The following is a 22304-nucleotide window of genomic DNA, read 5'->3' on the forward strand; positions in this document are numbered from 1 at the left end:
GGGAACCAAACGCTTTGAAGGGGGGCTGATGCGGCACGCCCGAACAGCGCGCCTCTGCAAGCACGGCAGGCTCAGGCGTTGTCCAGAATCCTCGGGACGCGGAAATAATCGCCCTCACGCTGGGGGGCGCCGGCCAGCAAAGCGTCCAACTCCAGGGACGCCCCTCTCACATCGGGCCGAGCCGCATTCTCCACCGGGAGGGGGTGCGAGGTGAGCGCCACGCCAGCGGTGTCGACGCGATCGAGCGCATTGAAGAAATCCACGATTCGCCCGAGTTGCTCGGTTTGACTGTCCAGTTCGGCTTCGCTCAGTGTCAGTCGTGCCAGTTTGGCAATGTGGACCACATCATCCCTGGAAATCATGGCGCAAGGACCCTCCCGGCGTGTACGACAGTCGCGACGCTGCAATGATCCGGGGGGCTTTCAGGAAAGTCAAATGTGTTAACATCCCGATCATGGCAGACAGCTTTCAGCTTCGAGATTCGGTCGTCATCGACGAGACCGCCTTCGTGGCCCCGAATGCCACCGTGTTGGGACGGGTTCGGATCGGGGCGCAGGCGAGCGTCTGGTTCGGCGCCGTGGTTCGCGCGGAGCAAGCCGAGGTCGTGATCGGCGCGCGCTCCAACGTCCAGGATGGGGCTGTTGTGCACGTGGATGAAGGTTTTCCAGTGCACATTGGTGAAGACGTCACCATCGGTCATCGCGCGGTGGTTCACGGGGCCCGTATCGACGACGGCAGCCTGATCGGGATTGGCGCGATTCTGCTGAACGGGGCGCACATCGGGCCGGGTTCCATCGTGGCGGCTGGCGCCCTCGTGCCGGAGGGCAAGCAATTTCCCCCCCACGTGCTGTTGATGGGGGTACCCGCCAAGGTGGCCCGGACCATCTCCGAGCAAGAGGTGGCGCGCATCCGCGAAAGTGCGGCCCATTACGTGACTTACGGCGAGGCCTATGCCGAGCGCCTCGGCGACCTTCTTTGAAGCCCTTCTGATGGGGGCGTTGCTGGTCAGCTGGCTGTTGGCCTCAGGCTGCCGCCAGCCGGTGCCGGCCCCGGGGGCCACGACCGCCGGAGCCGCAGGGAAAGCTTCCCCTGGGCTGTCCTGGCGTGGATTGGAAGCCGTGGAGAACCATGCCGGCCGACCCCTGTGGCGGGTTCGGGCGGAGCGCGCCACTGGGGGCGAGGCAGGGGCTCGTCTGCGACTGGAGGGGGTTCGTGCCGAGTTCTACGGTGCCGGAGGCGTCATCGCTTGGGGCACAGCCCGAGAGGCGGAACGCCGGGGAGAGACCATCCGCCTGATGGGCGGTGTGCGCGTGCAAACCCAGGATGCCAGCAAAGGGCTGGAGGCGGAACACGCCAGTTGGAGCCCGGCGGGCGATGGGTGGCGGGCGGCTGGGCGCCTTCGATTCTGGCAGGGGCCTCACAGCCTGGTAGGTCAGGCTCTGCGGGCTGATGGCGCGCTGATGCGGGTGTCGCTGAGCGGCCATGTCAGGGGACACTTTGCGCTCGATCAGGTTGCGAGGCCTTCTCGGAGATGCCCGTGACGCTGCTCGGACGCTGCTTGTTCGCGACGGCCGCGTGCCTCTGGGCGATCGCCCCGGAGGCCTGGGGGGCAGCGCCCTCGGCTCTACCCACCCGCGGCGGCGAGGAAGCGATGGGACAGACCTTGCGCCTGGAGGCCGACAGCATCAGCTATGACGCCCAGAAGCGGACCTATCAGGTCCGTGGGCGGGTCCGGATCGCCTTGGCGGACCTGACGGTGCGGTGTGAATCAGCCATTCTGACGGCAGCCCCGGCGCAGGACCAGATTCTGAAAGTGGTGTTTTCGGGCCAGGTGGAAGCCCGGCGGGGCCCCGATTCGTTCAGGGCGCAGCGCATCACGTATCATGTTCGGGAGCGGCGAATGTTCGCCGAGGGCTCGACGCGCACCCAACTCCGTCTTCCGGCAGGCGTACCTGGAGTCGGGCTGAGCCTCTGACAGGCAGGACCAAGAGATGGCCATCGTCACGGACAATCTAAAAAAGTCTTACCGCTCGCGACAGGTCGTCAACGGCGTCTCGATCACGGTGAACCGCGGCCAGATCGTCGGCTTGCTCGGGCCCAATGGCGCGGGCAAGACAACCACCTTTTACATGGTGGTGGGCCTCGTCAAGCCCAACGGCGGGGATGTGTTGCTGGACGGGGAGCCCATCAGCCACCTGCCGATGCATTTACGCGCCCGCAAGGGCATCGGTTACCTGGCCCAGGAGCCCAGCGTCTTTCGGAAGTTGACCGTCGAGGAGAACATCATCGCGGTCTGGCAATTCAAGGGAGTGCCCAAGGCTGAGCAGAAGGCGCGCCTCCCGGCTTTGCTGGAGGAATTCAACCTGACCAAGGTGGCCCGCAACAAGGGGTCCCAGCTCAGTGGCGGTGAACGGAGACGGGTCGAGATCGCGCGCGCCATGGCCGCCAACCCGAGTTTCCTGCTGCTGGATGAGCCTTTCAGCGCCATCGACCCGCTGACCGTGGCTGAATTGCAAAAGATGATCCGACGTCTCAAAGAGAAGAACCTGGGCATCCTGATCACGGACCACAACGTGCGGGAAACCCTGGGGGTCGTTGATTACGCTCACATTCTCAGCAACGGGGAGGTGGTGGTATCCGGCACCCCCGAGGAGATCGCCTCGAGCGAGATTGCCCGCCGTCACTATCTGGGCGAAGAGTTTCGGATGTGAGCGGCCGGGAACTGGCGGGGGGTCACGCGCCCACGTGACGCTTCTGGAACGCAGTCTTTTGCTTGAACTGGCGGCTCCCTTTTTGCTGGGAGTGGCCGCATTCACGGGGATTCTGCTTTCCTCGACGGTGCTCTTCCCCCTGGTCACGGAGGTGGTTCGCCACGGGGTTGCGGGCTGGCAGGTGCTCGAGATCGTCCTGCTGCGTCTTCCCGAAACGGCTTTTTACACGTTTCCGATGTCGACCTTGCTGGCCAGCTTGCTGGCTTACGGTCGTCTGGCTGGTGACGGAGAATTGACTGCCTGGCGTGGGCTGGGCCTCTCGCCCTGGCGACTGCTGAGACCGGCGCTCTCATTCGCCCTCGTCGTCGCGGTGGCGACGATCGCCCTGAACGAGGGCGTGGTGCCCGTTGCTGCCTGGCAAGCCAAGGGCTTATTGCTGGCGGCCACCCACCGCAGCCCACTGCCCCGGGCGCAAGAGCACCTCTTCTTCCCCGAGCGAGAGGGGGGACAGCTCAAACGCTATTTCTACGCTCGCCGCTTCGATGGACGGGCCATGGCCGACGTGGTCTTGCAGGAATTCGAGGCGGGTCGTCTGGTCCGAATCGTTCAAGCACAAGTCGCCGAGCCCCTTGCGGCTGGCTGGCGCTTCCAGCAGGGGGTGGTGCATCAGGTGGATGCCCTGGGCGAGTTCCGCTACACGTTGCGCTTCACCGAACAGCAGGTGGAACTCGGCACGGATCTGCTTGCGATGGCGTTGGAGAACCGACAGCCGCTCGAGATGAACGCTCGGGAACTGGCCGAGCATACCGCCCGTCTGCGGCGAGCGGGCGTCGGTGAACGCGAACTGGGAGAGTTGGACGTGCTTCGCCACCAACGCCTGGCCATTCCCTGTGCCGCCCTGGTTTTCGCGCTGCTGGGGGCCGGCGTGGGCATTCGCCCCAGCCCGGCAGGAGCCACGATGGGGTTGGGCATCAGCATCCTGCTGATTTTCGCTTACTACGTGCTGATGTTCCTGGGCATGGCTGGGGGACAACTGGGCTGGCTCGCGCCCTGGTTCGCGGCCTGGCTGCCCAATCTGGCGGCCGGCGCCCTGGGGGCCTGGCGCGTGGGGAGATGGGTGGCCCGGGTCCCCTGACCTCGGCGCGAGGATGTGCGGGCTGACCTGGCGTGGCCGTGCTGGATCAGAGATAATGAAGCGTTGCCGTCACCACGTGGTGGCGGGCCAGGATTCACGCCTGTTTGTTTAGGAGCCGATCGTGACCACGATGACAGTGAAACAGCACGACTACAAAGTTGCAGACATTTCCCTCGCCGATTGGGGCCGCAAGGAAATCCGCATTGCGGAGAAGGAAATGCCCGGTTTGATGGCGCTGCGGGAGCGCTACAAGGGACAAAAGCCTCTCGCCGGGGCCCGCATCGCGGGCTCGTTGCACATGACGATTCAAACCGCCGTGCTGATTGAAACGCTGATCGACCTGGGCGCCGAGGTGCGCTGGTCCAGCTGCAATATTTTCTCCACTCAGGACCATGCCGCGGCGGCCATGGCGGCTGCCGGCGTGCCCGTGTTCGCCTGGAAGGGCGAGACCGAGGAAGAGTACTGGTGGTGCATCGACCAGACGCTGCGCTGGCCGGATGGGCGTGGCCTCAACATGATTCTCGATGACGGCGGCGACCTGACCCTGGTGGTGCATGAGAAGCATCCAGACCTGCTGGCCGAAGTGAAGGGCATTTCGGAGGAGACCACCACGGGCGTGCACCGTCTCTACCAGATGATGGAGCGCAACGAACTCAAGGTTCCGGCCATCAACGTCAATGACTCCGTGACCAAGTCGAAGTTCGACAACCTTTACGGTTGCCGGGAATCTTTGGCCGACGGCATCAAGCGCGCCACTGACGTCATGGTGGCGGGTAAGGTGGTCGTGGTGGCCGGCTACGGCGACGTCGGCAAGGGCTCTGCTCAGTCGATGCGTGGCTTCGGGGCTCGGGTGCTGGTGACGGAAATCGACCCGATTTGTGCCCTCCAGGCGGCGATGGAAGGCTTCGAAGTGGTCACGATGGAAGACGCGGCCCCCGTGGCCGACATTTTCGTCACGGCAACGGGCTGCCACGGCATCATCCGGCCCGAGCACCTGCAAGTGATGAAGGACGACGCGATCATCTGCAACATCGGTCACTTCGACTGTGAGATCGACATCGCCTGGCTGGAAGCCAACGCCAAGAAGGATACGGTCAAGCCGCAAGTGGACCGCTACACCCTCGACAACGGTCGCGGCGTGATTGTGTTGGCATCTGGTCGCCTGGTCAACCTCGGCTGCGCGACGGGACACCCCTCGTTCGTGATGAGCACCTCGTTCACGAACCAGGTGCTGGCCCAGATTTCCCTTTGGAAGGACAGCTACCCGCTGGGCGTCCACGTGTTGCCCAAGAAACTGGACGAGGAGGTGGCCCGCCTTCACCTGGAGAAGCTGGGCGTGAAGCTGACCCGTCTGACCCACGATCAGGCGGACTATCTGGGCTTGCCGGTCGATGGGCCGTACAAGCCGAGCCACTACCGCTACTGACCGGGGTTGACGCGTCCTCGTCGGTGCAGACCGACTGAGCCGTCCTCTCCTGCCTGTGCGGGGCCCATCTCAGGATGGGCCCCGTCTTTGCGTTCAGGGTAAAGCTGCACTTTCCCCCTCGAAACGTTGGGTGTGTTCCCCGCCTGGCCGGCTGACTTCCAGCAACACGCCCTGCCAGCTGTCGGCGTCAGCGTGTTGAATGATGTCCGCCAGGGAGAGCATGCCGACCAGTTGTCGCTCGTCCGAGACGATTGGCAAGCGACGCACCCGGTGCCGACGCATCACGGCTTCGGCCTCGCTTAACGAAGTCTCTGGAAATACGGTGAGCACTGGTTCGTGGGTACAGACTTCCCCCGCTGTCACGTGGCGCACGTCCGAGCCCTCGGCCACCGCCCGCACGGTGATGTCCCGGTCCGTCAGGATCCCGCGCAGACTGCCGTCGGGTTCCACGATCGGCAAGACCCCGATGTCTTCCTGCTTCAGGATGCGCGCGGCTTCCGGTAGCAGGGTCGCCGGGGTCACGGCCACCACATGGCGAGTCATGAGGTCCTTGACTCGCGCGCCTGCACCCCTGCTTCTGACTCTGGCCTGACCTGCCTGACCGGAGGTTCGCGCGGACCTGGATTCCGACTTTTTGGCTTTGGAGACGCTCATGCTACTTGCTCCTCCTGGATGTACGGACCGAGGGCGCCTTGCCGTCGCAGGGGCAGGGCCGACCTTCGGAGCCAGTCGCGATTCTAAGCCGGACACCGTCTCGAATGCGACGGACAGCGGAGCCCTTCCAGTCTCGTCGCGCTGGTCTGAACCCTTCCGGCTGACGAGGCACCCCGTGGCGTCCGCTTGGAGAGGGGCGCATGAAAAAACGCCGGAGAGTGGTCTCTCCGGCGTGGGCGCGGTGGGTTGGCAACCTTGCTGTCAGTAGGTCACCAGCCGGACGAACCGCTGGGCGTTGTCGACCCAGCGGGTCGTGGTGGTCACGTTGGGCAAGCGATGGACGCAACGCTTGCCTGCCCCGAGGTCATTGGCGGAAGCGAGGCGTGCAGCCAGGGAGACCGAGTTGCGACGTGCCAGTTCCAGCACGGTATCGACACCAGCCAGTTCGAGCAGGCGGGCGTACTCGGGGCCGCATCCCGTCACGCGCATCAGGTCTGCGTGGTTGATCCAGCGCAGGACCAGCTTCGGGCTGATTCCGGTGGCTTCGGCCAGCCGGCGACGGGCGCTGGGCGTGGTCCCTGCCAACAGCAGCTGGTTGACGGTCTTGATGCCTTGGGCATCGAGTTTGCTTTGATAGGTGGCCCCCACGCCCAAGACCTCGACGGTTCGGTAGACGACGGTCTTGTCGAAGACGAGGCTGCCTTCGTCTGTCAGCGACGCGCTGCGCAGGGACGCAGAAGTGGCGACGGCGAGCGGTTGGCCGACCGATGGTGCGCAGGCCCCGAGGGCAAGCGTGGAGAGGGCGAGGAATGAAAGCAGTGAATGGCGCATCTGTCTATCCTTGAATGGACGCCGTGAGGCGATTGAATCGACAGGGCGTGATGGTTTCGACCCCGGACGGGGCGTCGGTTATCCTCCACAGAACCCAAAAATATTAAATTAAGGATAACCTGGGCTTAAGGGTGTGTCAAGTTGCCAGGGCAGGGCCCGTGGGGCATCTTCACGTAAGATGAAGCAAGGATGAAGCTATATAGATCCCGACGGGTTCAGTTTGGGGAGGGTCTCCCGCGTGTGGGGCAACAGGATGCGCTGGTTCTTGGCATTGGGAGTGGCTATGGCTGTCGCAGGCTGCGGAACCGCTATGCCCTACGGGGATGCCTATGCCGGCGGCGCCTACGGCGATGCCTATGCCGGCGGCGCCTACGGCGATGAGGCTGGCTACGGGGCGGGCGAAGGCCCTGCTTCGTCGGCCTACGGCGGCCTCTCGGGAGATTACCAATCCGCCGTGACCGCTCGCTCTGCTGACGAGGATGAGATGGACGCCTCTGCCCTGGCGCCCGCCGGACGTGACGTCGACCCCGCTGCCAATCGCACGCCCGCGACCGCGGGCTCTTACGGCGATTTCGGTGCGGCTTACGGAGATGATGCCACCCTCCGCGCGGCGGCCAGCCCTCGTCCAGGGGCGGCTTCGAACCCGGTGGTCGACCCTCCCCAACCGCCAGCGGGACTTTCGGCCTGGGTGCTGGATGTGAAGGAGCCGACCTGGCTGGGACGCCTGCGTGGAGAGAAGGTCGTGGCGAAAGTCGAAGTGGTCAACGCGGGAGAGCGGACCCTGACGGGGCGCGTTCGGGTTCGCTTTCTTGATTCTGGCGACCCGACCGGCGTGATCCAGACGCGCGCCGTCACCCTGGCGCCGAAGGAGAAGCAGACCTTGGTGTTCACCGCGGCCGGGTCGCGACTGGACGATGCGGAGGCCTCCATCGAGCAGGAAGCAGCCGAAACGTCCCAGGCAGGGGTGGTGATCGACCGCACGCCCTCCACCGGGCGACGCTCGTCTCCGTGACCCCAGTGTTGAGCGGGAAATCAGCAACGCTGGTGAATTTGGGAGGGGCGCGTTACAATCAGCCGCCTGTTGACGGCACATTCTCAAGGCGGCCATGACGTCGTTCGAACTCCCCCCTGAAGCCGAGCAGGTGCTGGGCTCCCATTTCGGACTGGACGCCTTTCGCGAGGGCCAGCGAGAGGTGATTGCCGCCTTGTTGGCCGGGCATTCCGCGCTGGCGGTGATGCCCACCGGGCGGGGCAAGTCCCTCTGTTATCAACTGCCAGCCCTGATGCTTCCAGGCCTGACCTTGGTGGTTTCGCCGCTGATCGCCTTGATGAAGGATCAGGTCGACGCGCTGCGAGCACGCGGCATCGCCGCGACCTACATCAACAGCACGCTGGACCGCGATTTGCAGACTGAACGCCTGGAGGGACTTCGCCGCGGCGCATATCGGATTGTCTACGTCGCGCCCGAGCGCTTTCGCCAGACGGCCTTTGTGGACGCCTTGCGCGAGGTCGAGGTTTCTCTGTTCGCGGTCGATGAAGCTCACTGCCTGTCGCAGTGGGGACATGACTTCAGGCCAGATTACCTGAAGTTGCGCGCGGCCCTGGCGCACTGTGGCCAGCCCCTGGTGCTTGCCACGACCGCCACCGCCACTCCTGAAGTCCGTGAGGACATCGTGAAGCAGCTGGGCCTGCGGGACCCTCACGTCGTCGTGTCCGGTTTCGACCGTCCCAACCTGCGCTATGTGGTTCGCCACACGCCCTCGGACGAGGCCAAGCTGGAAAAGCTGCTGGAGGTCCTTCACCACGTTCAAGGCCCGGGTATCGTGTATGCAGCCACGCGCAAACACGTCGAAATGGTGTCCGAGCACCTGTGTGCCCAAGGCCTCGCGGCCGTGGCTTATCACGCCGGCCTGGATGATGACGCTCGGGCTCAGGCCCAGGACGCCTTCATGGCGGACGCGGCCCGTCTCGTGGTGGCGACCAATGCCTTCGGCATGGGCATCGACAAGCCCGATGTGCGACTGGTGGTTCACTACGACCTGCCCGGCACCCTCGAAGCTTATTACCAGGAGGCGGGGCGCGCCGGACGCGATGGGCGGCCCGCCTATTGCGTCTTGCTCTTCAGTCCGGCGGACCGTTACTTGCAGGAGTTCTTTATCGAAGGGGCCTGCCCGAGCCTGGCGATCGTCGAGGGGGTCTATCGTGTGCTGCGCGATCGCGACGAGCCCTTGATCTTCCTGAGCCATGAAGCCATCAATCGGCTGCTGCCCATCCGGGCCCACGACATGGCGATCGGCACGGCCCTGACGTGGCTGGAGCGGGCGGGCTTGATCGAACGCCAGGCTCGAGGGACGGCCGTTTCGGAAATACAGGTGCTGCGACCTGGCTTGCCGGCCTCTCGCAGCCTGGTACAGCAACGCGTCCTGGCAGCCCTGCTGGCGAAACCGGGCCACGCCAGCGGCCTGTCGCTTGACCTGGCGACCTTCTCCCGGGAGCTGGATGAAACCCGCGAAGCGCTTCATCACGCCCTCCTGGCATTGCGTCAGAAGGGCGTGATCGCGTATCAACCCTCGGCACGCACGCGGGGCATTCGGCTCGTGGAACGCGTGGAACGTCCCCTGTCTCGGCTGGACGCCTCCTACATCGTCTCCAAGCAACAACGGGAGATGGAGCGTCTGGAACGCGTGGTGGCATTCGCCTACGCCACGCGTTGTCGGCGCAATGTCATCCTGGAATATTTTGGCGAGACCATTCGGGGCGCGTGTGGCCGTTGCGATGCCTGTTCGGGCAAACTGGACGCCAACATGCAGGCAGCCGATGGCTCGCCGTCCTCGCGCTCGCGTGGCCCGGTGTCACGTCGACGCGAGCTGGCGGAGGGCCACGCGGAGGTGGGGGATCTGTATCACCTGCTATCCGGCCTGCGTTCCCAGCTGGCCACAGAGCACGCCGTCGAGCATTACAAAATCTTCACGAACGAGACCCTGCGGGAGCTCGCCCAGGCTTCGCCGGTGTCGCTTGAGGCCATGCTCACCGTGAGGGGTATTGGTCCCGAGAAGCTCGCGCGTTACGGGAACGCCTTTCTCGGCACGATCCTGGCTTACCGACGCCAGCAAGCTGAATCGGGGCGTGCGCTCAGCGCAACACCGCGCTGAATCCCATCAGGTTCGAGCGATATCCTCCCTTACCTGCCAAGGCGTCCGGCGTCAGGGTTTCGATCACCAGATGGCTGTTGCCAGGACTACCCAGGACCTCGGTGTCCCCGCTGAAGGTGAGCCCGTCAGCGCTGTCAATCAGGGTCAGGGGCACCCGCTTTTGCCAGTGAACGCCCGGGAAGCCGGCATAGGCCTCGACCGAGGCCGGCAGACCCGCCGGTAACTGCACGGTCACGCGCAAGCGGGTTCCGATGCTCAGGCTTGGGAGCTTGGCAAGCGGCATCAGAGGGGAATTCGCCAGCCAGTTGAAGACCGAGAGGCCGTTTTGATCGGCCAGGGTGAGCGATCGCAGGGCCAGGCGCCCAGGGGCTTTGGTGGTCTGCAGGCTGAAGGGAGACACGGCTTCCAGCACCAGCGAGCGGTCGACCGGGCGAAAGCGCGCCTCCCGGCGATAGAGTTCGCTGTAGCGGATTTTTTTGTTGCGCCCCCCCTCGTCGGGTACCTCAACCGTGGCGATCTGGCGGACCTGCACCGTGGCGTCGACGGCACGTTGTCCCGGCGCGCAGCGGGTCGCGTTTTCACAGACCTGGCGGAGGCGCAGGTCGCGTCCGCCCTTCTTCTCCAACGCCCGACGTTCGGGCTTGGCACGGTCTGGCTTTCGGGCCTCCTTGAGCGCCGTTCGGGCCGCGACTTGGGGGAGGGCCAGGGTGCGGAACAGCACGACGCCTCCGTCGTGAATCAGGGTGGTGCTGAGGTAGCCCGCCAGGAGGTCAGAATCCAGTAATTTGGCGACGGCTGCATTCTCATCGTCCGACAGATCCGAATCCAAGGCGGCGTCGGGTAGCGCAGAATCCAGTTCCAGCACCTCATCTGCTTCCGCCACGGCGGTGGGGGGGGGTGATGGGGGCCGGGGAGACTGCGTGGGGGCCAGCGTCGGCTGCGACGAGGGTTGCGCAGGGCGGGACTCGCCGGTAACGGACCCGACCGACGTTGGTTTGGGCGACGCCTCGGATGCCACCGTGGCAGGCCCCCCGATCCCCGGCGTCAGCCCGTGACATCCCGTGAGCCACGCCAGGACCACCAGGGGCAAGCTGCGGCGAGAAACCGATCGGGGCAGAAGGAGCAATGGCATCAGCGTTCACCTCGCTCTTCATGCTACGCCAAGATGATGACACGCGCGATGACATCACTTTCACGACCGGAATCAGCCTGCGGGAGGGCTGGTTCGGGCCCAGGTCGCCTGGGAGGCGGAACCGCTGGCACGGCTGGCGCGCAGGGCGATCGCTCAGCCAGGAAACGCGGCGATCGCCTCTCCCCGGGCGATCGCCTGATGCAGGGCCTGGGTTTCCCGCGACGGCTGCAGGCCCAGTTCACGCTGAAATACCTGACACATGACCTGATAGTGGCGCAGCGCCTGCTCTCGCTGGCCCGCGCGCGCCAGAAGTAGCAACTTGGTCTGGTGGGCCGATTCACAGCAGGGATCAAAGGCCAGGTTGGCCTCCACGGTCTGCAGTGCGCTGCTCTCCTCACCCGCCTGCCGATACAACTGCAGAAGAGAGGAAAAGGCGTCCTGGTTGAGGCGTCGATAGCGTTCTCGCTCGATCGTGAGCCAGGGGCTGTCCGTCTCCAGGTCCGCGAGGTAGGCGCCTCGATACAGGGCGATCGCCGCTTTCAGCTCGTCCGTGCGTTCGGCCTGAGAACGGGTGATGTCCTGACCGCGTTGCAGGTGGTAAAGGAAGTCCTGGGTATCGACTTGGGCGGGCAAGGCCCGGTTGAAGGCATAGCGTCCATCGGCAAATTGAATGAAACGTGAGACCGCGTGTCGGCCGAGGTCCGGTTCAAGGGCATAGCGCAAGCGCGAGAGCAACACGAGCACCGCCGTGCGGGAGGTGTCCTGGTCACCATAGAGCAATTCCGTCAGGCTTTCCTTGCTGACGCCGTCGGGGTGCGCCAGCAGGAAAGCCAGGATCAACTTGGTCTTGAAGCCTCGCCAGGCTTTGGCCGGAACCACCTCGCCCTGCAGCGAGACGCTCATCTCGCCAAAGGTCTCGATGCGAATCAATGGGGCGATCTCGCCGGCAGGCTTGGGCGCCAGCGATTGACCTCTCGGCTGCGACGAGATACTTCCGCGGTGGCGCGATTCGTGTTCCTTCAGGTGCAAAAACCCCAAGGCATCCGCCAGGCGATCGGCCTCCTGCCAGGCCGCAGAGGCCTCCTCTGTGCGCTCGAGTCCCTGCAGCCAGCGGGCGTGGTAATAGGCCACTTGCGCCTGCCGGTAGCGGTAACCGAGCCGTTCGCAATGGGCACGGACCGTCGGTAGCAGCGGCCCGATCGCCTCGGGTTGGCCCGCTGCGAGCCACAACTCGAGTTGCTGGATCGCGAGGTCGAGCATCGGGGCCTCGCTCAATCCCAGGCTCATCAGCTCGATGCCCTGGTCGAGCAGGCCCTGCGCCCGCGCGTGCTGGTCGAGGTAGAGGGCCACCTCGGCGCGGGCGGCGTAGGCCTTGGCGGCGGTCAGACGGTCCTGGAGCGCCAGGGCGCCATCGCGAGCCGCCTCGAAGTGTCCGTCGGCTCGACGCACATCCCCCAGGCCCAGGGCCGCCGCGCCCAGGGCTACCTCGGCATACAGGATATCTCGCCGCGAGCGTAGCAATCGGGCCAGATCCAAGGCCCGCTCGGCCGCCCGCCAGGCTTCTTCGAAGTGGCCTTCGTAGGTGAGGATCGCGGCGATGTTGTTGTGGGTCATCGGGGGGGGCATCCGGCCCGCCCGTTCGGACTGAACGACCGCCTCCCGGCAAGAGGCGAGGCCCTCGGCGAACTGGCCCGAACGGGTGTAGCAGAGGCCCAGATTGACGAGGGCCTTGGCTTGCCCGACGGGGTCCTCCAGTTGCCGATAGAGCGAAAGGGCGTGTTGGTATTCGGTAATCGCGCGTCCGAGGTCGTGGTTGGAAAAGGCCAAGGCCCCTTGGAGGTTGGCGCAGAAGGCACGGCTGGGAAGGTCGGCGAGGTTCAGGGCGCTGGCCCCTAGGCTCAGCACCTGTTCGGCCCGGGGATCCTGGCGTCCCAGATGAATGGCGGCCTGATGAACCAGCGCCCGCGCGGCCCAGGGCGATTCACCCCCGAGCTGCTCGGCCAGCTCGAAACAGGCCATGGCCTGGTCGTATTCGCCCCACTGACGCAACACCTCGCCATGCAGGAATGACAAGGCGGCGGAACGGGCCCGAAAATCCGGGGGAAAACGCGTCAGCAGGCCCTTCAGGCGATCCAGCTGATTCTTTTCCAACAAGGCCCCCGACACGTCGACCAGAATCTGTTCCGCCTCTTCGAGGGCGCCGGCCTGCAACAGCAGTTCCAGGGCCAGATCGGGTTGTGCCTGGGCGAGATGGGCGCCGGCCCGCCGAGCCAGCCGGGCCAGCGCCTCAGGCGTGAGAACTTCGCTCAAGCGGCTCCGCAGGAAGCGGCGAAAGGAGGGCTGGTAATGAAAGACCTGCCCAAGGGTGTCGAGCTCCGCTCCCCCCGCTTCGCCCGGAGACAACGGCACCAGGAGTTGTTGGGCGCGCAGACGTCGGATGTGATCCGCCGCGTCTGCGAAGCCCAGGCCTTCCCGACAGACGGCCGCCTCCACGTGCGGCAACAGGGCGGTTTGAAGCATGAACGCCTGGTTTTCAGGGGCCTGTTTGTGCAGAATTTCCTCGGCCAAGTAGTCGTGCCAGGCGGTGGGGTGATCGAGTTCCCGGAACAGGAGGGATGCCCCCTCACTCCCCGCGTGCGCGACCGCCTGAGCCGCCAGGATCAGGCTGGCCACCCAACCATCGGTTTGATGGGCCAGAGCCAGGGACTCGGTGGGCGAGAGCGTCAGCCCGGAAAAGGCTGCCAGAAGCTCTTGCCCTTCGGCCGCCTGAAAGCGCAGCTCGCGCTGCCCCAGTTCGACCAGTTGCCGCTTGACCCGCAATGGGCCGAGCGGCAGGGGCGGGGATTCCCGACTCGTCAACAGCAACTGCCACTGGTCGGGAATATCGCGAACGAGTAACCGTAACGCTTCCTGGATGGCGGCAGAGTGGCCCACGTGATGGACATCGTCCAGCACCAGGACCCCGCCGTCCTCCGCCCGCACGGCGAGCTCCTCGGCGAGCAGCCCGACCACGGTGGCCGTCGCTGCATCCAGGTTGCTGCTCGAACGGACCAGCTCGGTGGCCCGTCCGCCCAGATCTGGGAGGTCGACACGCAAGGCGGCCACCAAGGTGCTCAGGAAGGTGCCGAGGTCGCCGTCCGTCTCATCCAGGCCGTACCAGCCGCAAGGGAGCCCACTCTCCCGGGCGTAGGCCGCGGCTAGTGTGCTTTTACCGTATCCCGGTCCGCCGATGACGACGGTCAAACATCGCTCCGGGGAGAGCCCATCCCGCAGGCGGGCGTGCAAGGCTGGCCGCGCGACGTGAGGGCTGGGCAAGCGCGGCAACGTGATCTTGCGTGGGAGAGGGCCCGTGGACACGTGTCCAACGTTCCCTCTCCCCGCGTGACTCAAACCTGACCAGGTATTCCCCTGCTGACCGGGAGCTCAGACCTCGCTGGCGGCCAGGGCCACACGTTGGCGGCTGATGCGGGCGATTTCCCGGAAGAATTCGATGCCCTTTTCCTCCTTCAGCGCAGTGCCACCCCGCTTTCCGATGGTCGCAAAGAACTCCGATCCGTACTTATCGCGAGTTTTCTGACCTCCTTTGCGACCGATCGCCTGGAAGAACTCCCGGTCCTTTTTACGTTTCGCGCGTTTCGGGGCCTTTTTCGAGGGCATGAGCGTTGCGGGCACGACGGATACCTCCTAGTCGATGATGGGGACAAAATGTTTCGCAGATTCATTAAGAAATATATTGATTCAATGGGGAGGTGTCGCGCAGTCTGAGCCTTTGCCGCGCTCGGCCGGGTCCCCCAGGCATGCCTTAATAAAACTACATTAAGAAATGTAACACAGTCTGGACAGGCTGGCGAGTCCCCTGACGAAAAACGTCGACAAAAGTGGCAAGAAATCTTTAGTCGCCCTCTTGAAGGCCCGCTGGCAGCGTGGCGCGCGCTTTTGCACGCCATTCGTGCGGCTGTTACAATGCGCGATGCGCCGTCCAAAGAAGGAGAGATCCCCATGAGCAGCTTCGAGGAAACCAACTACTATTTCCGGCAAGCCGCGAAGGTCATGGACCTGGGGCAGCGCGTTCAGGACCTGCTGCTGAACCCTTATCGCGAGATCACCGTCAACATCCCCCTGGAGCTCGATAGCGGCGAGATCAGGGTGTTCACGGGGTACCGCATCCAGCACAACAAGTCACGTGGGCCGCTCAAAGGGGGACTTCGCTACCATCCCCAGGTCGACCTGGATGAGACGCGCTCGCTGGCCTCCTTGATGACGTGGAAGACCGCCATCGTCGACATCCCTTTCGGCGGGGGCAAGGGCGGCATCACGGTGGACACCCAAACCCTTTCCGAGCGCGAAATCGAGCGCCTGACGCGCAAGTTCATCGAGCAGATCCATGAGAGCATCGGTCCGATGAAAGACATCCCAGCGCCGGATATGAATACCAACGCCCAGGTGATGGCTTACGTGATGAACGAATATTCCAAGTTCTACGGCCACTCTCCCGCCGTCGTCACGGGCAAACCACTCGACCTGCACGGCTCCGAGGGCCGGGAAGAAGCCACGGGACGTGGCGTGATGTACATCGCGGAGGAAGCGCTCAAGACGATGGGGCGTTCCCTGGCCGGGGCCACCTTCGTGATCCAGGGGTTCGGCAACGTGGGCTCCCACGCCTGCCGCCTGATCGCGGAAGCGGGTGGCAAGATCCTCGCCACCAGTGACGTCCATGGCGGCATTTACAATCCTGAGGGGCTCGACATCCCTGCGCTCCTGGCCCACGTGGCGACGCATCGCACGGTCAAAGGCTTTGCTGGTGCCCAGGCCCTCTCGAACGAGGCCTTGTTGACCCTGCCCTGTGACGTGTTGGTGCCGGCGGCGTTGGGCCACGTGTTGACCGCAGAAAATGCCGCGGAAGTTCAAACGCGCCTGATCATCGAGGCCGCGAATGCCCCCACCACGCCGCAAGCTGATGAGATTTTTGAGCGACGGGGTATCATGGTAGTACCGGACATTCTCGCCAACGCCGGCGGAGTTACGGTATCCTATTTCGAGTGGACGCAGAACATTCAGCAGTTCAGCTGGGACCTCGAAAAGGTAAACGCGGAACTGCAACGTATTATGTTCCGGGCGTTCCACACCGTGTATAAGGTGGCCACCGAAAAGAATCTGAGCATGCGCACGGCGGCTTTTGTGGTGGGCATCGGCCGGGTTGGAAAGGCCACGGTCTTGCAGGGAATCGCCTGAACCGGGACCGGAAACCCCCTGTTTCGGACAATGACGTCCGATATTTCGATGAAGAAAGAGGGAAATCCGATGGAAATGACCATGGTGCCCACGGCGTTCTATGACCTCGCCATTTTCAAGGGACTGGCGCGCGACGAAGTCGACACCATCGGCAGGTTGGCCAACCCCCGGAACTTCGCCAAGGGCGATGTGCTCTTCCAGGAACGGAATGCTGCCAACTATCTCGACATCATTTGGTCGGGAGCGGTGGAAATTAAAAAGAATGATTGCGATGGCGAGGCCCGCGTGATCACGGTGATCCAGGCGCCCGGCGTGATCGGGGAGATGAGCCTGATGAGCGGCCAGGCCCGCTCCTGCACCGGAACAGCCATCTCGGACGTGATGTTGTATCGGATTCGCCGGGAAGACTTCATGGCCGAGATCGACAAGGGCACTTTGGCGGCACACAAGGTGGTCTTCAATCTTGCGCAACTGATGAGTGCCCGCCTGCGCTCCGTGGATGAAAAACTCGTGGACCTCCTCAATGAGAAGGACGAGGTCACGGTCGAAGTTCGCGGCAGCGAGTTGTCCGACTTCCGCAAGAAGCTCTTCAACGAATGGGCTTTCTGACGCAGCCTCAACTGCGCCGGATGGCTTCGTCCGGAATCAAGAGGCGCGTCACAACCTGACCCGCGGCCACCGCGGCCACGATCTCGGTCACGTCTTCGGGCGTGACCTTGCCGTACCAGGTGCCAGCAGGATACACCACCATCACGGGGCCCCACGCGCAGGTATCGACACAAGTGCTGCCGTCGAATTCTACCTGGGCTCTCAGGCCTTGCCCGGTGATGGTTTCCTTGAGCTTGGCCAGCACCTCGGCCCCGCCGCGAAGCTTGCAGCAGCCGCGCGGGTTGTCGGCAGCTCGCTCGTTTTGACAGACGAAAATATGGTGTTGAGGTTTGGGCACGGGTCAGGCCTGCATCAGCGCGTCCAGGTCCTGACGCAGGCTGACTTCCAAGGCGGAGCGGTCGCGGGAGTAGCCCTTGCGTCCTTCGCCCAGGTCAAAGACGTGGCGAGCCGTGCCGCCCAGCTCGACCAGGCCACGGTAAACCAGCCGCGCCCCACTCTCCACCGTGAACGGCTCTCCCATCAGGCCGGGGTCGCCGTGCAGCGTGAGCGCTTCGGTGACGTGGTACAAGCGGTCTACCTGGAAATTGAAGATGGGCATCGAAACACTCCAGTTCAAGGGAGAGGGGAAACCTCGGGGCGTCCAAGCACGCGGGCCTCAGTGAGCCGCGCGCCCCATCCTGCCAGGTCGACCTGGCCAGAGAACACGTGATCGGCGGGGCCTGTCAGCCAGACCGCATCATCCTCCGCCCACGTCACGTGCAGTGTACCACCCGGCAGGTGCACGGCCACCTGTCGATTCACCAGGCCCTCCCGGGCAACGACCACCGCCGCTGCACAGGCACCGGTTCCGCAGGCCATCGTGGCGCCGACCCCCCGCTCCCACACCTGCATCCGGATCTCTGCCGGGTTGATCACGCTGATGAACTCGACGTTGGTGCGCTGCGGGAAGCGGGGGTCACGCTCCAGCAAGGGGCCCCAGCGAGAGAGTGGAACGAGCTGCGCATCGGGCACGAGCAGGACCGCGTGCGGATTGCCCATCGAAACTGCTGTCATTGGCAGGGTCTGGCCCTCCAGCGTCACGGGCTCCCCCCTGCATTCCTCCGCCGCCGGACCCAGCATCGGAATGTCGGCCCGCCGCCAACCTGGTTGACCCATCGCCAGGCGCACCTGGCCATCGCCCTGGCACACGGCCTCCCGAGGGCCGGCACCGGTCTGCACCGTGACCAGCGTGTCACTTGGCAGCGACCCCTGGTCGAACCACCAGCGCACGGCGCAACGCAGGCCATTCCCGCACATCTCGGGCTCGGAACCGTCCGCGTTGATGACTCGCATGCGCCGTTCGGGGGATTCGGCAGATGACAGCAACAAAATCCCATCCGCTCCGACGCCGCGATGGCGATCGCAGAGGCGAGGCGCCCATTCGACCCAGTCCAGTGCTTGCAGTTCCGAGGTCGCTTCGAGCAGGATGAAATCGTTGGCGGTGCCTTGGTATTTCCAGAATCTCAGGGTCACGTGGGCTGCCCTTCCTCCGAGGCCTCGTATTGTAGACCGCGCTGACCGCCGTGTCATGAGGGGCTGTCACGCCCTCGCCCAGTCGCGTAACCATCCCTCTGCCGTCGTGAAGAGGGTGTCGTCGCTGTCCTCCGGTTTGCGAACCAGCCAGCGAATGCGTCGTTCTGCTCGAAACCAGGTCAGCTGTCGTTTGGCGTAGTTGCGCGTGCGTTGGGCCATGGTGGCGATCGCCTGATTCAGGTCGAGTTCGTGCTGCAAGTAAGCACTCATTTCCGCATATCCAAGCGTGTTCAGCAGAGGCAATTCCCAGCCCCAACGGGCCGCCAGGGTTTCCACTTCCGCCAGAAAGCCGGCCTCCAGCATCCGCGTCACCCGCGCATCGATGCGCTCATAGAGGTCCTGACGCGGCGCGCTGACCCCGATCATCAACACGCGATAGGGGCAAGGCCGGGTGGCTTGCTGGGCGCTGATGGGAATGCCGGTCAGATGGAACACCTCCAGGGCTCGCACGATCCGGAAGGTGTCGTTGGGGTGAAGTCGCTGGGCGGCTGCCGGGTCGACCGCTGCCAGCGCCTGGTGCGGGTCCGGGAGGGCGGCCAGGCGTTCTCGCAGAGCGGGGTCTGGGGCTTGCGGTGGAATCGTCAGGCCGTCCAGCAGCGCACGCACGTAAAGGCCCGTCCCACCCACCAGGAAAGGCAGGTAGCCCTCCGCCCGACGGGCCGCCACGGCGGCCGCTGCATCGCGCTGAAAGTCCGACACGGTGTAAGGCTGCGAGGGGCAGACCGTGCTCACCATGTCGTGGGGAACCCTGGCCCGCTCGGCTGCACTGGGAGTGGCGGTCCCGATGTCGAAGCCCTCGTAAATCTGGCGGGAATCTGCCGAGATGATGGCGCCTCGATGGGCCTCGGCCAGACGCAGGGCGAGGTCGCTCTTGCCCGCCCCGGTCGGGCCAACCACCACCACCAGGGGGGGGCCGTCGGGATTCCCCTGGACCAAACCGTCCGGGGCCGGCGGGTAGCACTCATGGGGTGGTTTGAACCTTGTCATGGCGGCATGGTAAGTCCCAGGAAAGCGACGCGCAATCAGGGAAGCCTCCGCCTACCTGTTGCTGGCCGTGTTATGCTGAAGGCCGGGATCGCTCCAGGAGTATCGATAACCCTATGGCAGCCAGTTTTTCGGGCATTTTGGTGACGGTGATCGTGTTGGGCATTTTGATTGCCATTCACGAGGCTGGTCATTTTCTTGCCGCCAAGTCCCTGCACATCCCGGTCAGACAGTTCGCCATCGGCTTCGGCAGCCGGGTGGTGGGCTTCCGCTGGGGGGAGACCGAATGCCGCCTCAACTGGATTCCCCTGGGAGGCTACTGCGCCTTCGCCGATGACCAGGAACCTGAGCCGGTCGAAGGGATAGCGGAGGAGCCTCCGCCGCCGGAGGCCTTGCTGCGCAACCGGCCCATCTGGCAGCGCACCTGGGTGGTCAGCGCGGGCGTCATCTTCAATTTCGTCTCCGCCTGGTTAATTCTGTTCGGTTCCAACCTCGGTCTTGGGATTCCCACCGGACATCAGGTCATCAGCGTCAAGGCGGTCACGCCGAACACCCCTGCGGCCAAGGCCGGTCTGCTGCCGGGAGACCGCTTCCTCACCTTGGGCGGGAAACCGGTTGAGCAGTTCGAGGGCTTCCGAGCCTACCTGCAGACGCACAAGGGGAAAACTATCCCGGTCGAGGTTCAGCGGGATGGTAAAGCCGTGCTGCTCAGCGCGGTGCCGGATGCCGACGGCCGTCTGGGTTTCCGACCCAGTTTGCAAGGGGAGCGGCGTCCCGCTGAGGGATTGGGTGAGGTCGTTCGCTCGGCCACGGACCAGCAGATCAAGTTCACGGTGATGCTGTCACAGGCACTCTGGGGCCTCGTCTCCGCACCTTCTGAAAAGATGGACCAGATAGGCGGACCGGTGGCCGTGGTGGCCATGGGCGACCAGGTTTACCAGGGGGACCCCTGGTTGTTGCTGGAATTCGCCGTGATTCTTTCGATCGAGCTGGCCATCTTCAACTTGTTGCCCTTGCCGGCCCTCGATGGAGGGCACCTGGTGCTGCTGGCGATCGAGAAGGTGCGCCGCAGACCGCTGCCACGGGCCGTCGAAGAACGGATCCTGGTCGCGGGTTTCGTGCTGATCATGGGGCTTGGCATGATGCTGATTCTCAAGGATATCTTCAGTCTGCCGGCCATGTACGGGCCGGCCCCCACGCCGGGCCCCTCAGCGCCATCTTCTCCGCCCCCGGTTCGCTGACCTGCGCCGCTGCTTTGCTGCCGGCCCGAGGTGGGCAGCGGGACGTATGACGCGTTCACGGGCGTGATGCGCCCGCCTGCCCACCCGCGGGGCCCCAACGAGTGGGCGGGCGCTGAAGCGCCGCAGGTAGCGTCAAAAAAACCGCAGGCGCGTCGTGCGGCCTGCGGAGTGGGGCTGGCTGGTCGTCTGCGCGGGCGCTCCCGCCAGCGTGGTGGCTTCAGAAGCGCAATCCGGTGCCCAGGGTCAGGCTGGGCAACCATTCACTGGTAAACGGCGTGTTGGCCGCTGGCACGGCGCCCGGCCATTGTGCCATTCCGCCTTCCAGGAAAAGCCCCCAGCTGGTGCTGGGGTGCCACCACAGACCCAGCGCACCGCTGCCCAGAAACGCTCCCTGGGCATTGCCCTGCAGCGGAGACATCCCTTGCAGCCGCAGATGGGCACCATACGAATGCACGGGCCGCCAGTAAGTGAGGGCGCCGTAACTGATGCCACTCAGCACGGCCTGACCGTCCGTGAGGGTGCGTGCCCCGACGTAGGGCTGCAAGTGCCAGCCTGTGGCAAGCGGCAACGCGTAGCCCAGGTCGCCTTCGAGGCCGTACTGCCTCGCGCCGTTCGCGCTGACGGCGGTCTGCGCGTCGGCCATCACGAAGACTGGGCCCATGTAGAGCGCGCCGCGTGCCAGGCCACCCGCCGCAGGGGCGCCCGCAAACCCCGCTCCGGCCCCCAGGGCCAGCGGGAGGTCTTCCTGGAAGCGCAAACTGCTGGCGACCTTTTCCGCTTCCCGTTCCTGCTGTCGCTCTTGGGTCTTTTCGACCAGGGCGACCACCAGGGGGAAGGTCTGAGCGGCCGAGGCCGCGAACTGGTAGCGCGTCAGTTCCTCGCTGCCCCGGAAGGTGGCGTCGGGGAAACCGACCATCACCTGGTAGCGGTCCGCTACGTCCTTGACTTCATTGTAAGCCCAGGCCGTGCGCGGCACGTCAGAGAAGGTGAAGATCTGAGGCTTTTGCACGCTGGGGTCCACTACCCCGCGCGCTTCGCCCAGACGCATCAACCGGTGCACCACCTTGGCCATTTCGTAGCGGGTGACTTGCTTGTAACTTTCAAGGGTGTTGGAGGTGACCCCGGGAACCCCCTCGAACAAGCGGTAGTGATTGGCCAGGCGCAAGACCGCCTCGCGTACCTCGGCGCCTTCGGGAAGATCCTGGAAGGCATAGCCCCCCAACCCCTCCGTCCGCCAGCTCACCTTGGTTTGTTTTTCGAGCAGACGAATCAGTTCGTCAACCGCCAGGGCGAGCTGGATGCGGGTGAACGGGAGTTCGCCTCGGAAGGTCTGGTCCGGATATCCCTTCATGAAGGCCTTCTCGACGGCCACCAGGGTGACCGCGCGTTCGGCCCAGTGGTTTTCAGGAAGGTCCTTGAACGTGGTCGAGGCGCGTTGGGCTTGGGCCGGAGACGCAACCATCAGGGCGGCGGCAACGGCCAGGGCGGCGGCGGGATATTTGAAGCGCATCAGCGGCAACCTCCATGTTGGCTCGGGGATGGCTAAACATTTTAGCTGGTTTCGGGCGACGCCGCAGTGATCGTCGCGCGTCTCCAGGCGCCCCTGCTCATGATTCCCGGTATAA

Annotated in this window: 21 protein-coding genes; 10 read left to right on the plus strand and 11 right to left on the minus strand. The window is 64.6% G+C overall.

Annotation, left to right across the window (positions count from 1 at the left end; all coding sequences use genetic code 11):
- Positions 1–71 precede the first annotated feature (71 nt).
- Complete coding sequence (gene gatC, locus VKP62_00360; GenBank protein MEB3195632.1) at positions 72–362, minus strand: Asp-tRNA(Asn)/Glu-tRNA(Gln) amidotransferase subunit GatC; 291 nt, start codon at positions 360–362, stop codon at positions 72–74.
- A 92-nt stretch (positions 363–454) separates the two neighbouring features.
- Between gatC and VKP62_00365 the strand changes: the two genes are divergently transcribed.
- The 5 genes from VKP62_00365 (at position 455) to ahcY (ending at position 5272) form a co-directional block, all read left to right on the plus strand.
- Positions 455–979: a gamma carbonic anhydrase family protein gene (locus VKP62_00365; GenBank protein ID MEB3195633.1), complete on the plus strand. Its 525-nt coding sequence runs from the start codon at positions 455–457 to the stop codon at positions 977–979.
- Between the two features lie 558 nt (positions 980–1537).
- The gene (locus tag VKP62_00370) at positions 1538–1975 is read left to right on the plus strand and encodes an LptA/OstA family protein (protein ID MEB3195634.1); all 438 of its coding nucleotides are present in this window, start codon (positions 1538–1540) and stop codon (positions 1973–1975) included.
- 16 nt (positions 1976–1991) lie between these two features.
- Complete coding sequence (gene lptB, locus VKP62_00375) at positions 1992–2711, plus strand: LPS export ABC transporter ATP-binding protein (GenBank protein ID MEB3195635.1); 720 nt, start codon at positions 1992–1994, stop codon at positions 2709–2711.
- Between the two features lie 34 nt (positions 2712–2745).
- On the plus strand, positions 2746–3846 hold the full coding sequence (locus VKP62_00380; protein MEB3195636.1) for an LptF/LptG family permease: 1101 nt from the start codon (positions 2746–2748) through the stop codon (positions 3844–3846).
- Between the two features lie 130 nt (positions 3847–3976).
- Positions 3977–5272 (plus strand): adenosylhomocysteinase, encoded by a 1296-nt coding sequence (gene ahcY, locus VKP62_00385; GenBank protein MEB3195637.1) that lies wholly within the window; start codon positions 3977–3979, stop codon positions 5270–5272.
- A gap of 93 nt (positions 5273–5365) precedes the next feature.
- On the opposite strand, the gene VKP62_00390 is transcribed toward ahcY, so the two are convergent.
- Positions 5366–5815 carry a CBS domain-containing protein gene (locus VKP62_00390; GenBank protein MEB3195638.1) on the minus strand — a complete coding sequence of 150 codons (450 nt, stop codon included), beginning with the start codon at positions 5813–5815 and terminating at the stop codon, positions 5366–5368.
- 372 nt (positions 5816–6187) lie between these two features.
- Positions 6188–6757, minus strand: coding sequence for a DUF4332 domain-containing protein (locus VKP62_00395; protein MEB3195639.1), 570 nt, complete (start codon positions 6755–6757; stop codon positions 6188–6190).
- 310 nt (positions 6758–7067) lie between these two features.
- Between VKP62_00395 and VKP62_00400 the strand changes: the two genes are divergently transcribed.
- Both VKP62_00400 and VKP62_00405 read left to right on the plus strand, forming a co-directional pair.
- Positions 7068–7769, plus strand: a complete 702-nt coding sequence (locus VKP62_00400) for a hypothetical protein (protein MEB3195640.1) — start codon at positions 7068–7070, stop codon at positions 7767–7769.
- A gap of 94 nt (positions 7770–7863) precedes the next feature.
- Positions 7864–9909, plus strand: coding sequence for an ATP-dependent DNA helicase RecQ (locus VKP62_00405; GenBank protein ID MEB3195641.1), 2046 nt, complete (start codon positions 7864–7866; stop codon positions 9907–9909).
- On the opposite strand, the gene VKP62_00410 is transcribed toward VKP62_00405, so the two are convergent.
- The 3 genes from VKP62_00410 to VKP62_00420 form a co-directional block, all read right to left on the minus strand.
- Positions 9890–11041 carry a hypothetical protein gene (locus VKP62_00410; protein ID MEB3195642.1) on the minus strand — a complete coding sequence of 384 codons (1152 nt, stop codon included), beginning with the start codon at positions 11039–11041 and terminating at the stop codon, positions 9890–9892. The two genes, VKP62_00405 and VKP62_00410, sit on opposite strands and share 20 nt — an antisense overlap.
- Positions 11042–11194: 153 nt before the next feature.
- Complete coding sequence (locus VKP62_00415; GenBank protein MEB3195643.1) at positions 11195–14398, minus strand: BTAD domain-containing putative transcriptional regulator; 3204 nt, start codon at positions 14396–14398, stop codon at positions 11195–11197.
- A 66-nt stretch (positions 14399–14464) separates the two neighbouring features.
- Positions 14465–14713, minus strand: a complete 249-nt coding sequence (locus VKP62_00420) for a hypothetical protein (GenBank protein ID MEB3195644.1) — start codon at positions 14711–14713, stop codon at positions 14465–14467.
- 327 nt (positions 14714–15040) lie between these two features.
- On the opposite strand from VKP62_00420, the gene VKP62_00425 reads away from it, so the two are divergent.
- Both VKP62_00425 and VKP62_00430 read left to right on the plus strand, forming a co-directional pair.
- Positions 15041–16273: a Glu/Leu/Phe/Val dehydrogenase dimerization domain-containing protein gene (locus VKP62_00425; protein MEB3195645.1), complete on the plus strand. Its 1233-nt coding sequence runs from the start codon at positions 15041–15043 to the stop codon at positions 16271–16273.
- Positions 16274–16342: 69 nt separating this feature from the next.
- On the plus strand, positions 16343–16882 hold the full coding sequence (locus VKP62_00430; protein MEB3195646.1) for a cyclic nucleotide-binding domain-containing protein: 540 nt from the start codon (positions 16343–16345) through the stop codon (positions 16880–16882).
- Between the two features lie 7 nt (positions 16883–16889).
- Here the strand turns inward: VKP62_00430 and VKP62_00435 are convergent, their stop codons facing one another.
- From VKP62_00435 to miaA, 4 genes are all read right to left on the minus strand, one after another.
- The gene (locus VKP62_00435; GenBank protein MEB3195647.1) at positions 16890–17219 is read right to left on the minus strand and encodes a (2Fe-2S) ferredoxin domain-containing protein; all 330 of its coding nucleotides are present in this window, start codon (positions 17217–17219) and stop codon (positions 16890–16892) included.
- Positions 17220–17222: 3 nt separating this feature from the next.
- Complete coding sequence (locus tag VKP62_00440; protein ID MEB3195648.1) at positions 17223–17480, minus strand: hypothetical protein; 258 nt, start codon at positions 17478–17480, stop codon at positions 17223–17225.
- 14 nt (positions 17481–17494) lie between these two features.
- The gene (gene dapF, locus VKP62_00445) at positions 17495–18394 is read right to left on the minus strand and encodes a diaminopimelate epimerase (GenBank protein MEB3195649.1); all 900 of its coding nucleotides are present in this window, start codon (positions 18392–18394) and stop codon (positions 17495–17497) included.
- A 66-nt stretch (positions 18395–18460) separates the two neighbouring features.
- Positions 18461–19441: a tRNA (adenosine(37)-N6)-dimethylallyltransferase MiaA gene (gene miaA, locus VKP62_00450; GenBank protein ID MEB3195650.1), complete on the minus strand. Its 981-nt coding sequence runs from the start codon at positions 19439–19441 to the stop codon at positions 18461–18463.
- A gap of 113 nt (positions 19442–19554) precedes the next feature.
- On the opposite strand from miaA, the gene rseP reads away from it, so the two are divergent.
- Positions 19555–20679: an RIP metalloprotease RseP gene (gene rseP / locus VKP62_00455; GenBank protein ID MEB3195651.1), complete on the plus strand. Its 1125-nt coding sequence runs from the start codon at positions 19555–19557 to the stop codon at positions 20677–20679.
- Between the two features lie 217 nt (positions 20680–20896).
- On the opposite strand, the gene VKP62_00460 is transcribed toward rseP, so the two are convergent.
- Positions 20897–22189, minus strand: a complete 1293-nt coding sequence (locus VKP62_00460) for an S-layer homology domain-containing protein (protein MEB3195652.1) — start codon at positions 22187–22189, stop codon at positions 20897–20899.
- Positions 22190–22304: the final 115 nt, after the last annotated feature.

This window comes from Candidatus Sericytochromatia bacterium (genome assembly GCA_035285325.1).
Classification (GTDB): Bacteria; Cyanobacteriota; Sericytochromatia; order S15B-MN24; family JAQBPE01; genus JAYKJB01.

Excerpts from the sequence above, each read along its gene's own strand:
- miaA (MEB3195650.1), bottom strand. The coding sequence starts at position 19,441 with ATGACAAGGTTCAAACCACCCCATGAGTGCTACCCGCCGGCCCCGGAC.
- ahcY (MEB3195637.1), top strand. The coding sequence starts at position 3,977 with ATGACAGTGAAACAGCACGACTACAAAGTTGCAGACATTTCCCTCGCC.
- gatC (MEB3195632.1), bottom strand. The coding sequence starts at position 362 with ATGATTTCCAGGGATGATGTGGTCCACATTGCCAAACTGGCACGACTG.
- VKP62_00395 (MEB3195639.1), bottom strand. The coding sequence starts at position 6,757 with ATGCGCCATTCACTGCTTTCATTCCTCGCCCTCTCCACGCTTGCCCTC.
- lptB (MEB3195635.1), top strand. The coding sequence starts at position 1,992 with ATGGCCATCGTCACGGACAATCTAAAAAAGTCTTACCGCTCGCGACAG.
- VKP62_00405 (MEB3195641.1), top strand. The coding sequence starts at position 7,864 with ATGACGTCGTTCGAACTCCCCCCTGAAGCCGAGCAGGTGCTGGGCTCC.
- VKP62_00365 (MEB3195633.1), top strand. The coding sequence starts at position 455 with ATGGCAGACAGCTTTCAGCTTCGAGATTCGGTCGTCATCGACGAGACC.
- VKP62_00430 (MEB3195646.1), top strand. The coding sequence starts at position 16,343 with ATGGAAATGACCATGGTGCCCACGGCGTTCTATGACCTCGCCATTTTC.
- VKP62_00425 (MEB3195645.1), top strand. The coding sequence starts at position 15,041 with ATGAGCAGCTTCGAGGAAACCAACTACTATTTCCGGCAAGCCGCGAAG.
- VKP62_00460 (MEB3195652.1), bottom strand. The coding sequence starts at position 22,189 with ATGCGCTTCAAATATCCCGCCGCCGCCCTGGCCGTTGCCGCCGCCCTG.
- VKP62_00400 (MEB3195640.1), top strand. The coding sequence starts at position 7,068 with ATGCCCTACGGGGATGCCTATGCCGGCGGCGCCTACGGCGATGCCTAT.
- VKP62_00440 (MEB3195648.1), bottom strand. The coding sequence starts at position 17,480 with ATGCCCATCTTCAATTTCCAGGTAGACCGCTTGTACCACGTCACCGAA.
- VKP62_00390 (MEB3195638.1), bottom strand. The coding sequence starts at position 5,815 with ATGACTCGCCATGTGGTGGCCGTGACCCCGGCGACCCTGCTACCGGAA.
- rseP (MEB3195651.1), top strand. The coding sequence starts at position 19,555 with ATGGCAGCCAGTTTTTCGGGCATTTTGGTGACGGTGATCGTGTTGGGC.
- VKP62_00410 (MEB3195642.1), bottom strand. The coding sequence starts at position 11,041 with ATGCCATTGCTCCTTCTGCCCCGATCGGTTTCTCGCCGCAGCTTGCCC.